Below are 21,727 nucleotides of genomic sequence, written 5' to 3'. Positions count from 1 at the left end.
TTTGTGAAGCTGTGGCGAGGGAGCAAGTCCCTCACCACCGGGGGCTGCGCGATTACAGGCTACGCAGGTAACCCCGCCATCCGCCCAAATGACTGATGTCCTGTGCACCGTCCAGGCCGTAGGGTTCGCAGATGAACCCGCTTTCCCAGCGACCGTCGGCCAGTTGAACCTTGCCTAGCCCCAGCGGCGCGGGGATGCCGGTCAAGAACGAGCCCAACTCATGGCTCGGCAGTTCCCAGACCTCCACTTCAATCGCGACGCCGCCATCGCTGACCCGCAACATGCCCGGGCGCAATGGCGGTCCACCGGCCAACGCATAGAGGCGATAGTCCGGTGAGCTGTGGGTGGCTTCGACCAAGCGCGCGCCGCGTTGCTTGAGCTGCCAGTTCAATGCCAGCCCATCCAGATGTGCGCCGCACACCACCAGCCGGGCCCGGTCGTGGCGCGCCACGTTGGCAGGCGTGGGCAGGTCCGGGTCTTGCTGGCGTTGCAAGGCATCGGCGACGCCCAGCAGGTATTGATCGGTGAAGGCCCGGCCGAACAGCGTCACGCCCCAAGGCAGACCGTTGGCCATGAACGCACTGGGAACGGCGACGGCGGCGTAGTCCAGCAGGTTCATGAAGTTGGTGTAATAACCCAGTTCCGAGTTGCGCAGGACCGGCTCGGCGGCCAATTCGGCGAGGGTCACCGGACGCCCGATGGTCGGCGTCAGCACACAATCAAACGCGTCCATCACACGGTCGCATTGCGCCTTGAGTGCCTGCAAACGGTACTGGGCGCGGAAGGTTTGTACGCCGTTCACCGTAGGCGCTTTCGCCAATACAGTGCGGATCACCGGCAACACGGCGTCAGGTTCGCGCTCCATCAATTCCCCGGCAACGCTGTAGCGCTCCGCCACCCACGGCCCTTCATAGAGCAGGCGAGCGGCCTCCAGGAAGGGCGACAAGTCCAGCTCGACCGCCTCGCCGCCGATGCGTTCGAGTCGCTCGATGGCGTCGCTGAACAACTTTGGGCCTTCGTCGCAGCCGAAAAATTCGAGGTCTTGTCGACGAGGCACGCCAAAGCGAAAGCGTCGTGGCGCACCGAACGCCGAGCCGTCGTTCCACTGTGGGTTGCTGCGACTGTATTCATCGCGCACGTCGAGGCGGGCCGTCAGCGCCAACAGTTGGCTGGCTTCGCGCGCCGTGGCGGTGAATGTCGTCACGCAGTCCAACGTACGGCAAGCCGGCACTACTCCAGCGGTGGAGATCAGGCCTTTGGTGGCTTTCAACCCCACCAGATTGTTCAGCGCCGCCGGCACCCGGCCTGACCCCGCGGTATCGGTGCCCAAGGCAAAGCTCGCCACGCCGAGGGCCACCGCCAGCGGCGAACCGGCACTCGAACCACCCGACGGATAATCGCGCAACACGCTGTTGCGGCAAGCGCCGTAGGGCGTGCGGGTACCGTTGAGGCCGGTGGCGAACTGGTCGAGGTTGGTCTTGCCCAGGGGGATCGCGCCCAGCGCCAGGAGCTGCTCGACAATGGTCGCCGAACGTTGCGGCACGTAGGCGAATGCCGGGCACGCGGCGGTCGTCGGAATGCCGGCCAGGTCGATGTTGTCCTTGATGGCGAACGGCACGCCATACAGCGGCAGGCTTTCCAGGTCGCGGTTTTCCAGACCGGCCAGGTAAGGCTCCAGTTCTTCAAGCGACAGCAAATGGATAAACAGGTGATAGTCGGGGTTCAGGGCAGTGGCTTTTTCCCGCAGCGCCTGCAGCAATTGGCGCGGCGTCAACTCACCGCTGCGGTAAATGTTGCGCAGGTCGTCCAGGCGAAGAGAAAGGTTCATGGCGTTGATTCCTTGATTGAGTTCAGTCACGTTCCAGCACCACCACGCGTTGCCCGGCGCGCACCGCCGAGCCTGGCTGGACGCGCACCTCGCACACCACCCCGGCCACAGGCGCGAGCAGCGGGATTTCCATTTTCATTGACTCCAGAATCACCAGCACATCCCCGGCGGCGACGTGCGCGCCCACCTCCACCTGGACCTGCCAGAGATTGCCGGCGATGTGGCTGTCGACACTCAATTGCAGTGCGCTCAGCGGCGAATCTTCGCTCGGCGCGATGGCTGGTTCTTCGCTGTCGAAGTGCGCCTGGCCGCTGGCGATCCAGCGCTCGCGCTCGGCATTGAAGGCGCCTTGTTGCTGCTGGCGGAACGCGGCGATGCTGTCCGCTTCCGCTGCCAGGAAGCGCTGATAATCAGCGAGGTTGAGCTGGCTGTGTTCGATGTTCAGGTCGAAGCGGCCCAGGGGGAAATCGCGGCGGATGCGCAACAATTCATCGGCACTGACCGGGAAAAAACGGATCTGGTCGAAGAATCGCAACAGCCAGGGTTTGCCGTCGAACGCGGCGACGTCCCGATAACGGTTCCACATCTGCAGGGTGCGCCCGACAAACTGATAACCGCCCGGGCCTTCCATGCCGTACACACACATATAGGCACCACCGATGCCCACCGAGTTCTCGGCGGTCCAGGTGCGGGCCGGGTTGTACTTGGTGGTCACCAGCCGATGCCGCGGGTCCTGCGGCGTGGCAACTGGCGCGCCGAGGTAGACGTCACCCAGGCCCATCACCAGGTAACTGGCGTCGAACACCGTGCGCTGCACTTCGTCGAGGTTGGGCAGGTCGTTGATGCGACGGATGAACTCCAGGTTGCTTGGGCACCAGGGAGCGTCCTTGCGCACCGTGGTCATGTATTTTTCGATGGCCAGCTGGCAGGCCGGATCGTCCCAGGACAGCGGCAGATGGACGATGCGTGACGGCACTTGCAGGTCTTGCGCGGCACACACCGCATCCCATTCGCCAGCGACGATCGCCAGCAACTCGGCCAGGGGCAGTTGCTCGGGTTGGTAGTGCACTTGCAGCGAGCGAATGCCCGGCGTCAGGTCGATCACGCCGTGCAGCTGTTTTTGTTCCAGCGCCTGCATCAGGGCGTGGGCGCGAAAGCGCAGCACCAGGTCCAGCTGGGGGGCGCCGATTTCCAGCAGCAGGTGAGTGTCGCCCGAGAGGCGAGCGACCAGTTGGGTGTCGTCCTGGCCGATGTTCAGCACGACAGGCGAGATCAGTGTTTGTGTATCCACAGAACCTGTGGCCCGTGTGGCCAGTGATCGTGCGGTCGATAAATCCACCGGCACAAAGCGCACCTTGTCCCCAGCCTTGAGTTGCCCCAGTTGCCAGAGATCCGCTTCGATCACCGTCACCGGGCAGACGAATCCGCCCAGGCTCGGGCCGTCGGGGCCAAGGATGACGGGCATGTCGCCGGTAAAATCCACCGCGCCGATGGCGTAGGGATTGTCATGGATGTTGGAAGGATGCAACCCCGCTTCGCCGCCGTCTGCACGCACCCATTCGGGCTTGGGGCCGATCAGTCGCACGCCGGTGCGACTGGAGTTGAAATGCACTTCCCAGGCCGTGTCGAAAAAGGTCTGCATGTAGCGCTCGGTGAAATATTCCGGCGCGCCGTGGGGGCCATAAATCACCCGAATCTGCCGCACGTCAGGCAGCGCCAGGAGCGGTTGGTGCTGATGCGGCAATACCACCACCTGCGGATCCAGCACTGCCAGGTGCAACACGTCACCGGTGCACAACGCCCGCCCGCCGTGGCCGCCGAACTGGCCGAGGGTGAAGGTGCTTTTGCTGCCCAGGTAATCCGGCACTTGCACGCCGCCCTGCAGGCACAGGTAACTGCGCGCGCCGGCACCGGATATCGTGCCGATGGAGAGGGTGGAACCGGCCTGGATCGACAGCGGCGTGTTCATTGGAACGGTATCGCCATCGAGCCTCAGTGCAATCGGCGCGCCGGTCACGGCCACTCGAGCGTCGCAGTTGAAGCGCAGCAGCGGCCCGCTCATGGTGATTTCCAGCGCCGCGGCGCCTTCATCATTGCCCAACAGGCGATTGCCTTGGCGCAGCGAGCGGCTGTCCATCGGCCCTGACGGCGGCACGCCCACCGCCCAATAACCGAGGCGGCCGGGGTAGTCCTGCACACTGGTCTGGGTGCCGGGGCTGAGCACCTCGAGGGTGTTGGCGCGATAGACCAGCGCTTCCAGGCACCGCGTCCATGGCTGGCCGCTGGCGAAGGGCGCATCGACCAGGATCTGTTGCAAATAGACGCGGTTGGTTTCCACGCCATACAACAAGCTTTGCTCCAGGGCCTGGTGCAAGCCCAGGCGCGCTTGCTCGCGGGTCGGCGCCCAACGGATGACCTTGGCGATCATCGGGTCGAAGTAGGGTGGGATCTGGCATCCGGCCTCGACCCAAGTGTCGATGCGCAAATGCTTGCCGTCGGCTTCGGGAAATTGCACGGCGGTCAGCAAGCCTGGGCTCGGTTGGAAATCTCTGCCGGGATCCTCGGCGTATACGCGCGCTTGAATCGCATGGCCCTCGGCTTTCAAACCCTGGCTCAGCTCATTCAGCGGCGGCAGGTCACCGGCGGCCAGTTGCACCATCCAGCGCACCAGGTCGATGCCCCACACTTGTTCGGTGACGCCGTGCTCCACTTGCAAACGAGTGTTCACCTCCAGGAAATAAAAGCGCCCGGCGTCGCTGTCGAACACGAACTCCACGGTGCCGGCGCTGCGGTAGTTCACAGCCTGGGCCAGTTTGATCGCCGCCGCGCAGAGCGCATCGGCCATGCCCTCGGGCAGATTCGGTGCCGGGGTCTCTTCAATGACTTTCTGGTTGCGCCGTTGCACCGAGCAATCGCGCACGCCGAGCGCGATCACTTGGCCCTGGCCGTCGCCGAACACCTGCACCTCCAGGTGCCGCGCGCGTTCGATGTATTTCTCGATGAACACGCCGGCATCGCTGAAGTTGTTCTGCCCGAGGCGCTTGACCGCCTCAAACGACTCACTCAGTTCGGCGGCGCTGCGACACACGCGCATGCCGATGCCGCCACCGCCCGCCGTGCTCTTGAGCATCACCGGGTAGCCGACCCGAGTGCCGGCCAGCAGCGCATCGTCGAGGCTGTCGAGTAGTTCGGTGCCTTCAAGCAGCGGCACGCCGTGTTGCCGGGCCAGGTCGCGTGCGGTGTGCTTGAGACCGAACACCCGCAGCTGCTCTGGCGTTGGGCCGATGAAGGCAATGTCGGCGGCCTCGCAAGCCTCGGCGAAGGCGGCGTTTTCCGAGAGAAAACCATAGCCGGGATGAATCGCCGTCGCGCCGCTGCTTTTGGCGATCGCCAAGAGTTTTTCCACCGCCAGGTAAGTGCCAGCCGCCGCGCCCTCGCCCAGGCAGTGCGCTTGATCGGCTTGCAGAATGTGCAGGCTGGCGGCATCGGCCTGGGAATACACCGCGACACCTTCGACCGCCAGCTCGTGCAAAGTCCGCAGGATGCGACAGGCGATGGCGCCACGGTTGGCAATGAGGATTTTTTCGAACATGGCATGACCCCTCAGGCATGCGTGCTGCCTGAACTGGGAGGCGGGCCGTCCCGCAGTTTTCGATGGCCGTCGAGGTCGTCCCCGGCGGCGAAGCCTTCAAACACCTGCCCGATAGGAATCAAGTGTTACTTGATGCACTGCCCCGACCGGCTCTGGCATAGCGCGTACAGCCAGCGTCGCAGGCGCATGAGTTTCAGTTCCATATCAGCAGCTCCGCAGGGGTGGGGTTGTAGGCGTTGCACGGGTTATTCAGTTGCGGGCAATTGGAGATCAACACGATCACGTCCATTTCGGCCCGCAGGTCGACGTACTTGCCCGGCGCCGAGATCCCGTCCTCGAAGGTCAGGCCGCCGTCGGCGGTCACCGGCACGTTCATGAAGAAATTGATGTTCGGCCCGATGTCGCCCTTGCCCAGCCGGCCATCGTGGGCGCAGGCCCGCAGGTAGTTGTCGCGGCAGCTGTGCATGTGGCGTTTTTCCAGGGCGTAGCGCACGGTGTTGCTTTCCTGGGCGCAGGCGCCGCCGAGGGTGTCGTGGCGACCGCAGGTGTCTTCGACGATGGTCAGCATCGGCCGACCGAGGTTGGAATACAGCACGCTGCCGGTGCTCAGGTAAACGCTGTTCTGCCGACGCAGGGTGCGCTGCACGTCGTAGCGTTCCTTGGGATTGGCCCGGCTGTAGAACAGCGTGTCGACTGCCTGGTTGCCCTCCAGGTCGAGGATGCGCAGGGTCTGGCCCGCCTTGACCTCCGTCAACCAAGGTTCCCCGGCGGGAATCGTGGCGCGGTAGATGGCTTTGTCGGGCTGCTTGTGGGCGGTGGCGATGGCAAGTGACATGGGACGATCCTCAGGCGAACAGGCGATCGGTGTTGATGAAGCCGCGCTGGTTTTCCGGGCGCGAATGACGGCAGTGTTCGGCGACGCTGGGGTTGGCGTTCATCCAGCTGAGCTTGAGCGGCTGCGGCGCGTACTGCGGGTTCGGGTCCATCGGGTGTTGCAGCGCCGTCAGTACCACCAACGTGTCCATCGGTGCGTACAGCTCGATGTAGTCGCCGGCCTTGGAGTTGCCTTCGACGAAGTGAAAATGTCCGGCCTCGTCGACATTCACCCGGCTGAACAGGTTGAGGGTCATCAGCAGGTCGGACAGGCCCAGCCCCCATTTGCCCAGCTCCACCAGCAAGTTGTCGGTGCCGTTGCGAAAGAAGCCGTTGCGCAATTCCTGATAGCGGCCCTGACCGTATTTTTCAGCGACCTCCTCGGCGCAGAGCACGCCGCCGAGGCTGTCGCTCCAGCCGCAGGTGTCAGCGGTGATCGCCGCCAACACTCGGCCCATGTCCGAATACAGGCAATGACCGGCGGTGAGCTTGGCGGTGTGTTGGCATTTCAGGCTGTCCGGCAGGTTCAGGCGTTCGGTTTTCTCGTTGCCATTGAGCATCGTCAGGCTCACATTGGCACCGCCGCGCAGATCGGTCAGGCGCAGCAGCTGGCCGCGCTTGAGCACGAACGAACGGTGACCGCCACCGGGCAGCAATTCTTCGGCGAAAGGCGCAAACAGCTGGATCGAATCGGTCATGGAAAACTCCTTTCAAGCGATACGCAACGTGCCAGCCAGTTCGGCGGGCAGGGCGTCGACGGCGACACGGGCGGTGCGGCGGTCGCTGTTCAATGGGATGTCGTAGGTGATGCGTGCGCCATAGGCGCCAGGGGCGTGTGGATCGACGCGAACCTTGTCGAACACCAGCAGGCGCGTGCCAAGGCTGAAACCTTCGGACAGGTCGTGAGTGACCATGAACACTGTCAGCCGGGTTTCGCGCCACAGCGCCAGCAGCAGCTCATGCATGTCTTTGCGGATGCCAGGGTCAAGGGCGCCGAAGGGTTCATCGAGCAACAGGACGCGAGGCTTCATGATCAGTGCCTGGGCGATCGCCAAGCGCTGTTGCATGCCGCCGGACAGTTGCGCGGGGTATTTTTCCAGCGCATGGCCCAGGCCGACTTTGTCGAGCAGTTGTGCGGCCTCTTCACGAGCCTGGCGTTTGGCGCTGCCGAACAGACGCCCCAGCAGCGGCGAGCGCGGCAGCTCCAGGCCCAGGGCGACGTTGTCCAGCACCGTCAGGTGCGGGAACACAGAGTAACGCTGGAACACCACGCCCCGGCTGGCATCCGGTTCGCCGGCCAAGGGTTCGCCGTCCAGCAGGATCTGTCCGCGACTGGCACGTTCCTGACCCAGCAGCAGCCGCAGGAAAGTCGACTTGCCGCAACCCGACGCGCCCACCAGCGTGCAGAACTCGCCCTCGGCGACGCTCAGGTTCAATCGTTCGAGCACCACTTGGTCGGCATACTGCTGCCAGACGTTATTGACTTGGATGAAACTCATGCCTTCGCCCCTTCGTACCAGGGGAACGCATGGCGAGTGAGACGCTTGAGGCCCCAGTCCATCAGCCAGGCGAGCAGGGTGATCCACACGACGTATGGCAGGATCACGTCCATCGCGAGGTAACGACGCACGAGGAAAATCCGATAGCCCAGCCCATCGGTGGAGGCGATGGCTTCGGCGGCGATCAGAAACAGCCAGGCCGAACCCAGCATCAGCCGCAGGGAGATCAACAGGCGCGGCAGCAATTGCGGCAGCACCACGCGCAGCATCAGGGTCCAGGTCGAGGCGCCGAGGGTCTGCGCCTTGATCAGCAGTTCCAGCGGAATCTCCCGGGCGCGCTGTTCCAGGTCGCGCGCCAGGCACGGCGTGATGCCGATGACGATCAACATCACTTTCGACAATTCCCCCAAGCCGAGGACGATGAAGAGGATCGGCAGGATGGCCAGTGGCGGCACCATCGAAAGCACGGTGAGCAAAGGCGACAGCGGCGCGCCGAACAGTGGCAGCGTACCGGCGGCAATACCCAGGCACAGCCCGGCGACGGCGCTGATGCCCAGGCCAATCGCCAACCGGCGCAGGCTGGAAGCGGTGTCCTGCCAAAGCAGGTAATCACCGCTGCGGGCATCGGCGGTGAAAGCCAGGCGTTTGACCGCATCGCTCATTTGCACGGCGCTGGGCAGCAGCTTGTCGTTGGGGTTGTCCGTCAACCGTTCGGCCGAGCCCATGAAGTAGGCGAACAACACCAGCGCGAATGGCAGGATTACCAACAGCAAACGGCTGGGACGATCCGGGTGGCGGTTGATCAGGCGCATGCCAGGTCCTCCGTTCTACAGCTTGCCGTCGGTGGCCAGCTGTACGTAGGTGGGGTCGAAGCGCAGCTTCAGGTTGGCCTTGTCGCCACGGGTCACGCCATTTGCGAACGCCATGCCGACCGCGTCCGCATCCTTGGCGCCTTCACCCAGCAAGCCGTGCTGGAACGAAAATTCGGCCACTTTGCGCAGGGTCTCGGGCAGTTGCTCGCTGGTGGCGAAGCTCAGGGCTTCCTTGGGCGTGGCAAACAACTTGGTGGTGTCCAGTTGCGCCTGGAAACCTTTGAGGTCAGTGCCTGAGGCCTTGGCCATGTGTTCCAGCGCGGCCTTGGCGGCTGCGTTCTTGGCATTCATCAGCGCGACCACTTCAAACCAGGCACCGGTCAATGCCTTGCCCAGGGCCGGATTGTCCTGAAGGGTCTGGGTGTTGACCACCATCATGTCCATGATCTCGCCGGGGATCTGACTGGAATTGAACACCTCGCTGACGCCGGGCTGGGCCTTGATGTCCGACAGCATGGGATTCCAGGTGGTGACAGCCTTGACCTCATCGGTGTTGAAGGCTGCGGAGATATCGGCATCGGAGGTGTTGACGACTTTCAGGTCTTTCTCAGTGAGGCCCACCGAATCCAGGGCGCGGGCCAGCAGGTAATGGGACACCGACAGTTCCACCAGATTGACGTCCATGCCCTTGAGGTCGGCGACTTTCTTGCCTTCGCCCTTGAGGACGACGCCGTCGTTGCCATTGGAGAAATCGCTGATGATCAGTGCGGTGCTGTCCACACCGCCAGCGGCGGGAATGGTCAGGGCGTCCATGTTGGTCATGGTGCAGCCGTCGAACTGACCGGCGGTGTATTGGTTGATGGATTCGACGTAGTCGTTGAGCTGCACGACATCGATCTTGATGCCGTATTTTTTCGCCCATTTATCGACGATGCCTTGGCTACCGGCGTATTCCCAGGGCATCCAGCCGGCATAAATGGTCCAGCAGACGCTGAAGTGGTCTTTCTGGGCTGCGACGGACGAGAAGCTCATGAAGGCCGAGAGCGCGGCGAGGAGCAGGGCGGACAGACGAAGCTTGAACATGGTGGTTCTCCAGTTGATCAAGGGCGGACAGGAGCAACGCGGCACCGCGAACGGTGGCTTGTCTCCCGGGCTTTTGTCCCGCCGTGTAACCTCAACTGGAGGTCGCCAACTCTCGGACCAGCCACTCGCCAGAGGCGAGCCGGAACCCTAGTCAGCCATTGCAAATTGTGGTGCCGCGAACCTGTGATGACTCCTGCACGAGATTCGTTAAAGCGAGAGCCGTGCCAAGTCGGTGTAAGGCCCGAGTTAGAGCGGTTTTGCTATTTTTGGTGCGGGTGAAGGGGTTGGTTCATGCGTTGTTGTGGTGCCATTCGCGCACCGGAATAAAGCAAAAGGCTACATGTTTCGAGTTATTGCCGCGTCGCACCAGATTCCGATTTCACTGTCAGATTAATCGTCAGTCACCTCAATAGATGACTGCCGCCCGTCAGCGTCGCTGATGTGGCCCATTCGCGGTCCAGGAGGCCGCCATGTATCGACGACTGCTGTTCATTGCGTTTCTCGGTTTGACTCTTTCAGCCTGCGTGCCTTACGAGGGAGGCGGTTCGAACTATTACCGTTCCGAGGTCTACACCTCACCAGCGCCGGTCTATTACGGTGGCGGGAGTTATTATTCGGCCCCACGTGGCTACTACGCGCCACGGTACTATCAGCCGGCACCACGTTATTACTCGGCACCGCGTTATTACCAGCATGGGCCTCGTTATTACTCGCCCCCGCGAGCAGCGTACCGACCTTATCCACACCGGGGCGGCTGGGATGGCCGTGATCGGGGCGGCTGGAACGACGATCGCGGTGGTCGAGGCGGTCGTGATCGCGGACGCGATCACCGGGGACGCGGCGGTCATGATGGGCGGGGCGGCCATCGCTGACAGAGTGGCAGCATAAAGCGGCGCATTGAGCGCCGCTTTTTTTTATACGTGGGCTTTTTATACGTACCCAGGAACCACTCCCTCTTTTGCTGCTCGCCCGTTTGTTCGAAGACTACTGGCTAAAAGCGGCAGAAAAGCGGCAGCCAGCGGAAGCCGATTGCCGCTTTTCTGGCATTGCCGTCGTGCCGATATCCCGCAAAGCCCCGGTTTACGGGGCTTTTCGCAAGTGGCACGGCGCTTGCTAAAGCCATCGTAAGTACATTTCTGGTCACCCAAAGGTTTCCGACATGAGCATCAGCTTCGATAAAGCGCTCGGTATCCACGAGCAGGCCCTGAGCTTCCGCGCCCAGCGCGCCGAAGTCCTGGCCAACAACATCGCCAACGCCGACACCCCGAACTACAAGGCGCGTGACCTGGACTTCTCCAAGGTGCTCGCCGAGCAGAACGAAAAGACCAAGAACGGCCACTTCGCCTTGAACATGACCAACAACCGTCATATCGAAGCCGAAGGCCTGGGCAGTGGCGACGAATCGCTGATGTACCGCACGCCGATGCAGCCGTCGATCGACCAGAACACCGTGGACGCTCAACTGGAACAGTCCAACTACGCGGAAAACTCCGTGAACTTCCAAGCCAGCTTCACCCTGCTCAACAGTAAATTCAAAGGGCTGGTATCAGCCCTGCGTGGAGAGTAAGCCATGTCGATCGCGAGCGTATTCAACATCGCCGGCAGTGCCATGAGTGCCCAGACCACTCGCCTGAACACCGTCGCCAGTAACATCGCCAACGCCGAGACTGTTTCGTCGAGCATCGACCAGACCTACCGCGCCCGTCACCCGGTCTTCGCCACCATGTTCCAGGGCGGCCAGTCCGGCGGCAGCGACTCGCTGTTCCAGGATCAGGACGCAGCCGGGCAGGGCGTACAGGTGCTTGGCGTGGTCGAAGACCAGAGCAACCTCGACGCCCGTTATGAACCAAACCATCCGGCCGCTGACGCCAAGGGTTATGTCTATTACCCGAACGTCAACGTCGTCGAAGAAATGGCCGACATGATTTCCGCCAGTCGTTCGTTCCAGACCAACGTCGAAATGATGAACACCGCCAAAACCATGATGCAGAAGGTCCTGACCCTCGGTCAGTGATAAGGGGCGATTCACATGAGCGTCACCAACACCACCAGCGGTTTGAGCCTCAACGAGATTCTGGCCAACTCCTCGGTCAAGACCAACACCACGACCGATGGCCTGGGCGCGGCAACCAACGCTGCCTCCGGCAATAAAGAGCTGGGCAAGGATGCGTTCCTGCAACTGCTCGTGACCCAGCTGAAAAACCAGAACCCGCTGGAGCCTCAGGATAACGGCGAGTTCGTTGCCCAATTGGCTCAATTCAGCAGCCTGGAAGGCATCACCACGCTCAACGAAACCGTGAGCGGCATCGCCGGCAACTACAACTCGTCCCAGGCCTTGCAGGCTTCGTCGCTGGTCGGTCGCTCGGTCATCGCGCCCGGTGACAAGGCCGTGGTCGACACTTCCAAAAGCCTCAACGGCACGGTGGTGGTACCGGCGGCAGTGTCTTCCCTCACGGTCAAGATCGTGGACAAGGATGGCAAGACCGTCCGCACCATCGACCTGGGCAGCCAGAAGGCCGGCAACTCGGCGTTCATCTGGGATGGCAAGAACGATGCGGGCGCGATCGTCGAGTCGGGCACGTACACCTTCGCGGCATCGACCACCATCGATGGCAAGGCCACGTCGCTGATCACCAACCTGCCGGCCACGGTCAGCAGCGTGACGATCAGCCAGACGGGCGGTGAGCTGATGCTCAACCTGGCCGGGCTGGGCAGCATTGCCCTGTCCAAAGTACAAACTATTGGTATGTAGAGCCGACTAACCGGCAAAAGGAGTCAACATGTCTTTTAACATCGGCCTTAGCGGTCTCTATGCTGCCAACAAACAGCTGGACGTGACCGGCAACAACATCGCCAACGTGGCGACCACCGGTTTCAAATCGTCCCGTGCGGAATTCGAAGACGTCTACTCGGCCACCAAGCTGGGTTCGGGCTCCAAGACCGTCGGTAACGGCGTGCGCCTGGCCAACGTTTCCCAGCAGTTCGGCCAAGGTGACGTAAACAACACCGGCAACGTGCTGGACATGGGTATCCAGGGCCAGGGCTTCTTTGTCCTGAGCAACGACGGCTCGCTGAGCTATACCCGTGCCGGTACCTTCAAGACCGACAAGGAAGGCTTCATCACCAACAGCGATGGCACTGCACGCTTGCAGGGTTATGGCGTGGACGCCAACGGCAAGATCCAGAACGGTATCCTGACCGACCTGCGCATCGACACCTCGAACCTGCCGCCGAGCGCCACCAGCCTGGTTTCCTCGACGATCAACCTGAACTCGACGGCAACGCCGATCACCGCGGCGTTCAATCCGGCCGACACGGCCACGTTCACCAAGCAGTTCACTACCCCGGTCTATGACACCCAGGGCAACCAGCACTCCATGGACCAGTACATGGTCAAGACTGCCGGCAACACCTGGAATGTCTACACCTTGATCGATGGTCGTAACCTCAACGGTAGCTTGCCGACCACGACCGGTGCGACCGCGCCGGTCCCTTCGACCATGAACTTCGATTCGAGCGGCAGGTTGACCACGGTCACCACTCCGCCAGCGACGGTCAATAGCGACCTGGTACTGACCGGTTGGGTTCCTGGCACCGTGACCAACGGAACATGGACCGCCAACGGTGCCGCGAGTGCGCCGACCATCACGATCTCCATGGGCAACACCACCCAGTTCAACGCCGACACCGCCCGTTCGATTCCGGCCCAGAACGGCTACGCCACTGGCCAGATCACCAACCTGACCATCGACGGCAGCGGTGTATTGCTGGCCAACTTCAGCAACAACCAGACCAAGCCGATCGGCCAGCTCGCGCTCGCCAGTTTCACCAACGAGCAAGGCCTGCAGCCGGTAGGCGGCACCAGCTGGAAAGAGACCTTCTCGTCGGGCATCCCGGGCTACGATGCCCCGGAAACCGGCACCCTGGGCTCGATCGTCTCCAACTCCCTGGAAGAGTCCAACGTCAACCTGACCAACGAACTGGTCGAGCTGATCAAGGCGCAAAGCAACTACCAGGCGAACGCCAAGACCATCTCCACCCAGAGCACCATCATGCAGACCATCATTCAGATGGCTTGATAACGCTGGTTGCTTGAAGGCTGCACGAAGAGCCCCTCGCGAGAGGGGCTTTTTTGTGCGGCCATGATTCTCAGCTTCCGCTTGAAAAGGATGACTATCGGCTTTAATGGCACGCGCTGGATTCAGTGGATTTGTGCGACAGGTCAATCATCCGCAGTAGAAAGGGACTTTCCTCTTTCGCGCGCTTTTTTCTCTTCAATATCGAAACCGTGCTCAAAAAGAGCCATGTCAAACAGCCTGCCGGTTGGGTACGGCAGCTGTGCCTTTTTGGTTTTCAGGGTCGGAAATTCCAGCTTCATTTCTTCTATGATTTTGGCTAGCGCTGTAAGTCCTTTGCCACTGACTTTTCCTACGTCAGCGCGATATGGATATAGATTGACGCGACCAGCTTTGAAAAATCTATCTAGCGCAGGGTACTCGCCCCATACGCCTAATAAGATTTTAGTAATCAAGGTGTCAGTCCAGGATACCTTTGCTCCTTCGAAGGCCTTTATCGAGGCCACGACAGAGTCGAGTAATGCCTGGTTGCGCCTTAACTGTTTTTGGTCAACTGAAGGAGAGAAGTCTTTCAGCGTCAACTCAAAAAGCTTGGGGCCGTCACCCTTGAATAAAATTCTGGCCAGATCTTTCATTAGGTCCAGATTGCTATTTTTCAGCAGTCTTGAAGAACCTCGGTACATTCCCCAGTTCGCCAGATAGAAACCCAGATGCAGTGCTGTCATCTCTATCTGCTTTTTAGACGTCAGGGCTCCCCAGTTTCCTTCGAAGGTCCAAATATATTCCCAGAGGAACTCCCAAGCCTGGAGGCGGGGGTATTCGTGGTTCTCTATTCTGCTGTAATACGCGAGGGTGTAAGCCTTCGAATCAAATGGCATCTGCTTTCTCCTGATGGCCATAACGCACAAAAAAACCCCCGATAAACCAGCTGTCTATCGGGGGTTTCTTCAGCAGGCGCCTTGCAGCGCCTACCGGCTCAGCTTATTGGCAAGCTTCGCAATCCGGCTCGTCGATGGCGCAGGCCTTTGGCACTGGCGCAGGTCCTGCCGGAGCAGCCAGGACCGAGTCGTCACCGTGGTTGCCGCCGCTGGAAACCGCGTTCAGCTTGCCGGTGTTGATAGTCGACTTCTCGGTGCTGGTGGCGGCCAGGGCACGGAGGTAGTAAGTGGTTTTCAGGCCACGGTACCAAGCCATGCGGTAGGTCACGTCGAGTTTCTTGCCCGAGGCGCCGGCGATGTACAGGTTCAGCGACTGAGCCTGGTCGATCCACTTCTGGCGACGGCTGGCGGCGTCGACGATCCACTTGGTGTCCACTTCGAACGCAGTAGCGTAGAGCTCCTTGAGCTCTTGCGGGATGCGTTCGATTTGCTGCACCGAACCGTCGTAGTACTTCAGGTCGTTGATCATGACCGAGTCCCACAGGCCGCGAGCCTTGAGGTCGCGAACCAGGTATGGGTTGATCACGGTGAACTCGCCCGACAGGTTCGATTTCACATACAGGTTCTGATAGGTCGGTTCGATCGACTGCGACACGCCGGTGATGTTGGCGATGGTCGCGGTCGGTGCGATGGCCATGATGTTGGAGTTACGGATACCTTTCTGCACACGGGCGCGAACCGGTGCCCAGTCCAGGGTTTCCTTCAGGTCGACATCGATGTACTTCTGGCCGCGCTGGGCGATCAGGATCTGTTGCGAGTCCAGCGGCAGGATGCCCTGGGACCACAGCGAACCCTGGAACGTCTCGTAGGCGCCACGCTCGTCGGCCAGGTCGCAGGAAGCCTGGATCGCGTAATAGCTGACCGCTTCCATGGACTTGTCGGCGAACTCGACGGCAGCGTCCGAACCGTACGGGATGTGCTGCAGGTACAGCGCGTCCTGGAAGCCCATGATGCCCAGGCCGACCGGACGGTGCTTGAAGTTGGAGTTCTTCGCTTGCGGCACCGAGTAGTAGTTGATGTCGATCACGTTGTCGAGCATGCGCACGGCGGTGTTCACGGTGCGTTGCAGCTTGGCGGTGTCCAGCTTGCCGTCGACGATGTGGTTCGGCAGATTGATCGAGCCCAGGTTGCAGACCGCGATCTCGTCCTTGTTGGTGTTCAGGGTGATCTCGGTGCACAGGTTCGAGCTGTGGACCACGCCCACGTGCTGCTGCGGGCTGCGCAGGTTGCACGGGTCCTTGAAAGTCAGCCATGGGTGGCCGGTTTCGAACAGCATCGAGAGCATCTTGCGCCACAGGTCTTTGGCCTGGACGACTTTGAACAGCTTGATCTTGTTGTACTCGGTCAGGGCTTCGTAGTACTCGTAGCGCTCTTCGAAAGCCTTGCCGGTCAGGTCGTGCAGGTCCGGCACTTCGGATGGCGAGAACAGGGTCCATTTGCCGTCATCGAAGACGCGCTTCATGAACAGGTCCGGGATCCAGTTGGCGGTGTTCATGTCGTGGGTACGACGACGGTCATCACCGGTGTTCTTGCGCAGCTCGATGAACTCTTCGATGTCCATGTGCCAGGTTTCCAGGTAGGCACAGACCGCGCCCTTGCGCTTGCCGCCCTGGTTGACCGCAACGGCGGTGTCGTTGACCACTTTGAGGAACGGCACGACACCCTGGGATTTGCCGTTGGTGCCCTTGATGTACGAGCCCAATGCGCGCACCGGGGTCCAGTCGTTGCCCAGGCCGCCAGCGAATTTCGACAGCATGGCGTTGTCGTGGATGGCGCCGTAGATGCCCGACAAGTCGTCTGGCACGGTGGTCAGGTAGCAGCTGGACAGTTGCGGACGCAGGGTGCCGGCGTTGAACAGAGTCGGGGTCGACGCCATGTAGTCGAAGGACGACAACAGGTTGTAGAACTCGATCGCACGGTCTTCGCGCTGCTTCTCTTCGATCGCCAGGCCCATGGCCACACGCATGAAGAAGATCTGCGGCAGTTCGAAACGCACGCCATCCTTGTGGATGAAGTAACGGTCGTACAGGGTTTGCAGGCCCAGGTAGGTGAACTGCTGGTCACGCTCGTGGTTGATCGCCTTGCCGAGTTTTTCCAGGTCGAACTCGGCCAGGACCGGGTTCAGCAATTCGAACTCGATACCCTTGGCGACGTAGGCCGGCAGGGCCTTGGCGTACAGGTCGACCATTTCGTGGTGGGTCGCGCTCTCGGCGACTTCCAGGAAGCTCAGGCCTTCGGCGCGCAAGGTGTCCATCAGCAGGCGGGCAGTGACGAACGAGTAGTTCGGCTCGCGTTCCACCAGGGTCCGCGCGGTCATCACCAGGGCGGTGTTGACGTCCTTGAGCGCGACGCCGTCATAGAGGTTCTTCAGGGTTTCGCGCTGGATCAGGTCGCCGTCGACTTCTTCCAGGCCTTCGCAGGCTTCGGTGACGATAGTGTTCAGGCGACCCATGTCCAGCGGCGCCAGGCTGCCGTCGGCGCGGGCGATGCGGATCGAAGGGTGAGCCTGGACCGGTGCGTCGGCCGGGGTGCGAATGGCACGCTCCTTGGCGCGCGAGTCACGGTAGATTACGTAGTCGCGAGCGACTTTCTGCTCGCCCGCACGCATCAGGGCCAGTTCGACCTGGTCCTGGATTTCTTCGATGTGGATGGTGCCGCCCGAAGGCATGCGACGCTTGAAGGTCGCAGTGACTTGCTCGGTCAGGCGGGCCACGGTGTCATGGATTCGCGACGAAGCGGCCGCGGTGCCGCCCTCAACTGCGAGAAACGCTTTGGTGATGGCGACGGTGATCTTGTCATCGGTGTAAGGAACGACAGTCCCGTTACGCTTGATCACGCGCAACTGGCCAGGCGCGGTGGCGGACAGATCCGGGTTCGAATCGGCGGCCAGCGGCGCGGTGCCCTGCGGGTTCTCGCGAGTTGTGTCGGTGTGCATGGGTGTCTCCACGTTCTCTATGTTTATTTGGGCACCATCACGGTGCCCACCGTTCCGTCCTGAAGCACTACAACCGACTGGCGCCGGGTATAACAACTTCGGGACAGTAGGAAGCGGGCCTGTGGCGCCGCTTCCATCCGAAGTTCTTGGGTTGCGAGCCTGGGCTCGAAACCGGGTTTGCAGGGGGTGGTAGCAAAGGACTGCAACACCCGTACCGTTTCGGTCGTTCCAGACCCTGAAACAGTCGCCATCCGCAGGGGCGGTCTGGACTTGGAAAAACTCTCGTGTTGCAGGAGGACAGAGGCAAGAAAAGCGCTTGAATTCTCTATCCAACTTGTGTTTGGTTTTTGGCCTGAAACCCTACATGTAGGGTTTTTTGCGCGGCGGGCTACAAGATAATGCGTTTTGGGGGATGAATCAACGTGCTACCTGTGGATAAGCCTGTGCGTAATTTGTGTGCGAAACGTGGAACTGCTCTGTAGGCCGCGACCTTGCTGGAGCGCGGCTTTTTTCGTCAATTTTGACGACTTGAAAACAGCCCGGGGTTTTTTCGGGCGCGGACGTTATCACACAAATCCAGCTCGACCGAACGCATTTGTCCGCTTGTTTTCTGTACAGCCGGCGTTTATACAATCGACCGGTGCATGGGCGTGTTTATCCTCCTTTGATATGACAAAAAGACGGGAGGCGCTGTGTTCGAATACCTTGAGCGGGCAGTTCATTTGTGGCGAGGGAGCTTGCTCCCGCTCGGTTGCGCAGCGACCGCAAAATCTTAGGGCCGCTTCGCGCCCCAGCGGGAGCAAGCTCCCTCGCCACGGTTGAGTGCAGATTCTTCTTTTTATACCTACAAGACGAGGTTCCTCCGTGGAACAAGAAGCCTGGCAGATATTGATCGTCGAGGATGACCAGCGTCTGGCCGAACTGACCCGCGAATACCTGGAAAGCAATGGCCTGCGCGTCGCCATCGAGGGCAACGGCGCAGTGGCGGCGCAGCGGATTATCAGCGAGCAGCCGGACTTGGTGATCCTCGACCTCATGTTGCCCGGCGAAGATGGCCTGAGTATCTGCCGCAAAGTGCGCGAGCAGTATGACGGACCCATTCTGATACTCACCGCCCGTTCCGATGACACCGATCAGATCCAGGGCCTGGACCTGGGCGCCGACGACTACGTCTGCAAGCCGGTGCGCCCGCGCCTGCTATTGGCGCGCATCCAGGCGCTGTTGCGTCGCAGCGAACCGGAGCCGTCCGTTGCGCAGAAACAGCGGCGCCTGGAGTTCGGTCCGCTGGTGGTGGACAACGCCTTGCGCGAAGCCTGGTTGCAGGGCAACGGTATCGAACTGACCAGCGCCGAATTCGACCTGCTCTGGCTGCTGGTGTCCAATGCCGGGCGCATCCTGTCCCGTGAGGAAATCTTCACTGCCCTGCGCGGCATCGGCTACGACGGCCAGGACCGCTCGATCGATGTGCGTATCTCGCGCATCCGCCCCAAGATCGGCGACGACCCCGAGCATCCACGACTGATCAAGACCATTCGCAGCAAAGGCTACCTGTTCGTCCCCGAAGCCTGCGTAGACGCGGCTTCGTGAACTCGATTTTCCTGCGCATCTACGGTGGCATGTGCGCGGCACTGGTGCTGGTAGCGGTGCTTGGCGTGCTGGCCCTGCATCTGCTCAACCAGACGCGTGGCGAGCAATACCGCGAGCGCCTGGCCCATGGCACGTTTTCCCTGATGGCCGATAACCTGCGGCCGATGAACGACACCGAGCGTCGACGGGCGCTGGCGGTGTGGGAACGCCTGCTGGGGATTCCACTAGAGCTGAGGACCTTCAATCAGACCGACCTCGACCTGGGGCAGCGTACCCGCGTGCTGCGCGGTCAAGTCCTGGTGGAGCAGACCGGCCCCCACGCGGCGAAGGTCTATCGGCTGGTCAGCGATGGTGAACAGCTGACGCTGGTGGGCGAGGTTCGCCAGATCAGCGAGCAACTGGCCCGGGCGACTATCTATCTGCTGGCCGATGAGCTGGTGCGTTACCCGGTGGCCGAGCAGCCCGGACGGCTCTCGCAACTGAAGCAGGAGAAAGGTTTCGGTTTCGACTTGCGGCTGATGAAGGTCGAGCAGGCGGACATGGACGACGATCAACGTCGGCGAGTGTCTGAGGGCGATACGGTGATGGCGCTGGGCAAGGGCGGTGACTCGATCCGGGTCTTTGCCGGGATGGTCGGCACCCCGTGGGTCCTGGAGATCGGCCCGTTGTACCAAATGAATCCGTACCCGCCCGAATGGCTGGTGCTGATCGCCGCGTTGGGACTGAGCCTGATCGGTTTGATCGTCTATCTATTGGTGCGCCAGTTGGAGCGACGCCTGCGCGGCCTCGAGTCGGCCGCCACTCAAATCGCCCAGGGCAGCCTGGAGACCCGAGTCCCCGCCCGGGGCGCCGACTCGGTGGGGCGCCTGGCCGCTGCGTTCAACGGCATGGCCGAGCATTTGCAGCAGTTGCTGGCGATCCAGCGAGAACTGGTGCGCGCGGTCTCCCACGAGTTGCGCACGCCGGTGGCACGCCTGCGTTTCGGCCTGGAAATGCTCGGCAGCGCCAGCACGCCCGAGGCCCGGGACAAATACCTGGCGGGCATGGACCACGACATTGAAGACCTGGACCGGCTGGTGGATGAAATGTTGACCTACGCCCGACTGGAACAAGGGTCGCCGGCGTTGAATTTTCAGCGGGTGGACCTGGATGCGTTGGTCAATCAGGTCATCGAAGAATTAGGCCCCTTGCGCGCCGGGATTACCGTAGAGCGTGGCCTGTGCCTGTCCGCCGCTGATTGCGATGGTGCCTGGGTCGAGGCCGAGCCGCGGTTCCTGCATCGTGCCATGCAGAACCTGGTGGGCAATGCCATGCGCCATGCCAAATCCCGGGTCACGGTGAGTTACCAGGTGGGGCAGCTGCGCTGCCGCGTCGACGTCGAGGATGACGGGCCGGGCGTGCCGGAGGCAGCATGGGAGCGGGTGTTCAAGCCGTTCCTGCGCCTGGACGACAGCCGTGCGCGGGCGTCGGGCGGCCACGGGTTGGGGCTGTCGATCGTGCGGCGGATCATCCACTGGCATGACGGCCGAGCGTTGATCAGCAGGAGCAAAAGCCTCGGAGGAGCCTGTTTCAGCTTGAGTTGGCCGAGGCACCAGGACCGGTCTTGAGGGATGGGGCCCAATCTCAGGCCTTGATCCCCACCAGACTCAGCAATTGCCCATTCTTCACAGCAAATTGTCCGTGCAGCTCACTGCCATGACGCCACTCGGGCGACAGGTCGATCAACAAGCGCAATCGAACGTGCCCATCGTGGGCCCACTCCAGGACCTCAGCGTGTTCGAAGTAAAAACGCTGCCCGACGATCGGGTACAGCGCTTTGAACAGGCTTTCCTTCATGGAAAAGGTCAGGGTCACCAGCAGCGCCCGGTCATCTCGCGAGACAGTGGCCAGGCGCAGCAGCTCGGGTGGCGTGAGGATTTCACCGGCCAGGCGCTCGGCGCGCTCAGGGTCGAGCAGATTTTCCAGATCCATGCCCAGCCCTTGCCAATGTTGTTTTTGCGCGACAATCGCCGCCGCCCGGCCTGTGCTGTGGGTGATCGAGCCGCTGACATGGGCCGGCCACACGGGCGCGCGGTCTTCACCGATGGGCGGTACGCAGGCTTGGCCGTCAAGGCGCAGCAAGGCCGCTCGGGCGCAGATTCGCCCGGCGAGGAACTCCGCCTGCCGCTTGGCCACCGAGCGCTGGATGCTCGCCGGCGGCTCGATGGCGCTGTTGGGGAAATCGTCAGCGACGAGCAACAGTGGATTGAAACGAGTGCTGACCAGCACCGTATCGGGCAAGGCGTCGGGCAGCAGCCAGTGTTCATCCAGAGGCGAACAGCAGGCGGGCAGGGCGGGGAGTCGGTTCATGCCGGGCATTTTGCCGGGTTGGCTTGAGGCTGGGTAGTGGGAGAGGCTGTGAGCCGGATGCTTTTGTGAAGTGCGCCCCAGAAGTTGGACACCCTATCCAACCTCCGGGGTGTTTTCATGAGTAAGTACACATCGCAATTCAAGCTGTCCGCTAT

The 21,727-nt window shown here is 61.6% G+C and carries 17 protein-coding genes and 1 riboswitch; of the genes, 7 read left to right on the top strand and 10 right to left on the bottom strand.

Annotation, left to right across the window (positions count from 1 at the left end; all coding sequences use genetic code 11):
* Window positions 1-52 precede the first annotated feature (52 nt).
* From atzF to HU806_RS23795, 7 genes are all read right to left on the bottom strand, one after another.
* Window positions 53-1,828, bottom strand: a complete 1,776-nt coding sequence (gene atzF, locus HU806_RS23825) for an allophanate hydrolase (RefSeq protein ID WP_186615043.1) — start codon at window positions 1,826-1,828, stop codon at window positions 53-55.
* Window positions 1,829-1,850: 22 nt separating this feature from the next.
* The gene (gene uca / locus HU806_RS23820) at window positions 1,851-5,420 is read right to left on the bottom strand and encodes an urea carboxylase (RefSeq protein WP_186615041.1); all 3,570 of its coding nucleotides are present in this window, start codon (window positions 5,418-5,420) and stop codon (window positions 1,851-1,853) included.
* A 193-nt stretch (window positions 5,421-5,613) separates the two neighbouring features.
* Entirely contained in the window at window positions 5,614-6,255 is a 642-nt protein-coding gene (locus tag HU806_RS23815; protein WP_186615039.1) for an urea amidolyase associated protein UAAP2, read from the bottom strand.
* Window positions 6,256-6,265: 10 nt separating this feature from the next.
* Window positions 6,266-6,991 carry an urea amidolyase associated protein UAAP1 gene (locus HU806_RS23810; protein ID WP_186615037.1) on the bottom strand — a complete coding sequence of 242 codons (726 nt, stop codon included), beginning with the start codon at window positions 6,989-6,991 and terminating at the stop codon, window positions 6,266-6,268.
* A gap of 12 nt (window positions 6,992-7,003) precedes the next feature.
* Window positions 7,004-7,792, bottom strand: coding sequence for an ABC transporter ATP-binding protein (locus tag HU806_RS23805; protein WP_186615035.1), 789 nt, complete (start codon window positions 7,790-7,792; stop codon window positions 7,004-7,006).
* Window positions 7,789-8,604, bottom strand: a complete 816-nt coding sequence (locus tag HU806_RS23800) for an ABC transporter permease (protein ID WP_186615033.1) — start codon at window positions 8,602-8,604, stop codon at window positions 7,789-7,791. The genes HU806_RS23805 and HU806_RS23800 overlap by 4 nt, the downstream gene beginning before the upstream one ends.
* Window positions 8,605-8,619: 15 nt before the next feature.
* On the bottom strand, window positions 8,620-9,687 hold the full coding sequence (locus HU806_RS23795) for a putative urea ABC transporter substrate-binding protein (protein ID WP_186615031.1): 1,068 nt from the start codon (window positions 9,685-9,687) through the stop codon (window positions 8,620-8,622).
* Window positions 9,688-9,747: 60 nt separating this feature from the next.
* Window positions 9,748-9,849, bottom strand: a riboswitch (guanidine-I (ykkC/yxkD leader).
* Between the two features lie 308 nt (window positions 9,850-10,157).
* Between HU806_RS23795 and HU806_RS23790 the strand changes: the two genes are divergently transcribed.
* From HU806_RS23790 to flgE, 5 genes are all read left to right on the top strand, one after another.
* On the top strand, window positions 10,158-10,559 hold the full coding sequence (locus tag HU806_RS23790) for a hypothetical protein (protein ID WP_186615029.1): 402 nt from the start codon (window positions 10,158-10,160) through the stop codon (window positions 10,557-10,559).
* A 287-nt stretch (window positions 10,560-10,846) separates the two neighbouring features.
* On the top strand, window positions 10,847-11,254 hold the full coding sequence (gene flgB, locus HU806_RS23785) for a flagellar basal body rod protein FlgB (protein ID WP_186615027.1): 408 nt from the start codon (window positions 10,847-10,849) through the stop codon (window positions 11,252-11,254).
* 3 nt (window positions 11,255-11,257) lie between these two features.
* Window positions 11,258-11,701, top strand: a complete 444-nt coding sequence (gene flgC / locus HU806_RS23780) for a flagellar basal body rod protein FlgC (RefSeq protein ID WP_186615025.1) — start codon at window positions 11,258-11,260, stop codon at window positions 11,699-11,701.
* A gap of 15 nt (window positions 11,702-11,716) precedes the next feature.
* On the top strand, window positions 11,717-12,439 hold the full coding sequence (flgD, locus tag HU806_RS23775; RefSeq protein WP_186615023.1) for a flagellar hook assembly protein FlgD: 723 nt from the start codon (window positions 11,717-11,719) through the stop codon (window positions 12,437-12,439).
* A gap of 28 nt (window positions 12,440-12,467) precedes the next feature.
* Window positions 12,468-13,766, top strand: coding sequence for a flagellar hook protein FlgE (flgE, locus tag HU806_RS23770; protein WP_186615021.1), 1,299 nt, complete (start codon window positions 12,468-12,470; stop codon window positions 13,764-13,766).
* A gap of 143 nt (window positions 13,767-13,909) precedes the next feature.
* On the opposite strand, the gene HU806_RS23765 is transcribed toward flgE, so the two are convergent.
* Both HU806_RS23765 and HU806_RS23760 read right to left on the bottom strand, forming a co-directional pair.
* Window positions 13,910-14,641 carry a hypothetical protein gene (locus tag HU806_RS23765; protein WP_186615019.1) on the bottom strand — a complete coding sequence of 244 codons (732 nt, stop codon included), beginning with the start codon at window positions 14,639-14,641 and terminating at the stop codon, window positions 13,910-13,912.
* A 103-nt stretch (window positions 14,642-14,744) separates the two neighbouring features.
* A complete protein-coding gene (locus HU806_RS23760) occupies window positions 14,745-17,636 on the bottom strand; it encodes a ribonucleoside-diphosphate reductase subunit alpha (RefSeq protein WP_186615017.1) in 2,892 nt (963 codons plus the stop codon).
* Between the two features lie 864 nt (window positions 17,637-18,500).
* On the opposite strand from HU806_RS23760, the gene HU806_RS23755 reads away from it, so the two are divergent.
* A complete protein-coding gene (locus HU806_RS23755) occupies window positions 18,501-19,223 on the top strand; it encodes a response regulator (RefSeq protein ID WP_186615016.1) in 723 nt (240 codons plus the stop codon).
* Window positions 19,220-20,830 carry an ATP-binding protein gene (locus HU806_RS23750; RefSeq protein WP_186615013.1) on the top strand — a complete coding sequence of 537 codons (1,611 nt, stop codon included), beginning with the start codon at window positions 19,220-19,222 and terminating at the stop codon, window positions 20,828-20,830. The genes HU806_RS23755 and HU806_RS23750 overlap by 4 nt, the downstream gene beginning before the upstream one ends.
* Window positions 20,831-20,846: 16 nt before the next feature.
* Here HU806_RS23750 and HU806_RS23745 read toward each other — a convergent pair whose 3' ends face one another.
* The gene (locus HU806_RS23745) at window positions 20,847-21,572 is read right to left on the bottom strand and encodes a 4'-phosphopantetheinyl transferase family protein (protein WP_186615011.1); all 726 of its coding nucleotides are present in this window, start codon (window positions 21,570-21,572) and stop codon (window positions 20,847-20,849) included.
* Between the last annotated feature and the right edge of the window lie 155 nt (window positions 21,573-21,727).

The organism is Pseudomonas sp. SWRI154, assembly GCF_014268645.1.
Lineage (GTDB): Bacteria > Pseudomonadota > Gammaproteobacteria > Pseudomonadales > Pseudomonadaceae > Aquipseudomonas > Aquipseudomonas marvdashtae.
Note: the sequence above shows the minus strand (reverse complement) of the source record. Positions and strands in the feature narration are given on the sequence as shown.

Coding starts and splice junctions, on each gene's coding strand:
- atzF (WP_186615043.1), bottom strand. CDS start 1,828: ATGAACCTTTCTCTTCGCCTGGACGACCTGCGCAACATTTACCGCAGC.
- uca (WP_186615041.1), bottom strand. CDS start 5,420: ATGTTCGAAAAAATCCTCATTGCCAACCGTGGCGCCATCGCCTGTCGC.
- HU806_RS23815 (WP_186615039.1), bottom strand. CDS start 6,255: ATGTCACTTGCCATCGCCACCGCCCACAAGCAGCCCGACAAAGCCATC.
- HU806_RS23810 (WP_186615037.1), bottom strand. CDS start 6,991: ATGACCGATTCGATCCAGCTGTTTGCGCCTTTCGCCGAAGAATTGCTG.
- HU806_RS23805 (WP_186615035.1), bottom strand. CDS start 7,792: ATGAGTTTCATCCAAGTCAATAACGTCTGGCAGCAGTATGCCGACCAA.
- HU806_RS23800 (WP_186615033.1), bottom strand. CDS start 8,604: ATGCGCCTGATCAACCGCCACCCGGATCGTCCCAGCCGTTTGCTGTTG.
- HU806_RS23795 (WP_186615031.1), bottom strand. CDS start 9,687: ATGTTCAAGCTTCGTCTGTCCGCCCTGCTCCTCGCCGCGCTCTCGGCC.
- HU806_RS23790 (WP_186615029.1), top strand. CDS start 10,158: ATGTATCGACGACTGCTGTTCATTGCGTTTCTCGGTTTGACTCTTTCA.
- flgB (WP_186615027.1), top strand. CDS start 10,847: ATGAGCATCAGCTTCGATAAAGCGCTCGGTATCCACGAGCAGGCCCTG.
- flgC (WP_186615025.1), top strand. CDS start 11,258: ATGTCGATCGCGAGCGTATTCAACATCGCCGGCAGTGCCATGAGTGCC.
- flgD (WP_186615023.1), top strand. CDS start 11,717: ATGAGCGTCACCAACACCACCAGCGGTTTGAGCCTCAACGAGATTCTG.
- flgE (WP_186615021.1), top strand. CDS start 12,468: ATGTCTTTTAACATCGGCCTTAGCGGTCTCTATGCTGCCAACAAACAG.
- HU806_RS23765 (WP_186615019.1), bottom strand. CDS start 14,641: ATGCCATTTGATTCGAAGGCTTACACCCTCGCGTATTACAGCAGAATA.
- HU806_RS23760 (WP_186615017.1), bottom strand. CDS start 17,636: ATGCACACCGACACAACTCGCGAGAACCCGCAGGGCACCGCGCCGCTG.
- HU806_RS23745 (WP_186615011.1), bottom strand. CDS start 21,572: ATGAACCGACTCCCCGCCCTGCCCGCCTGCTGTTCGCCTCTGGATGAA.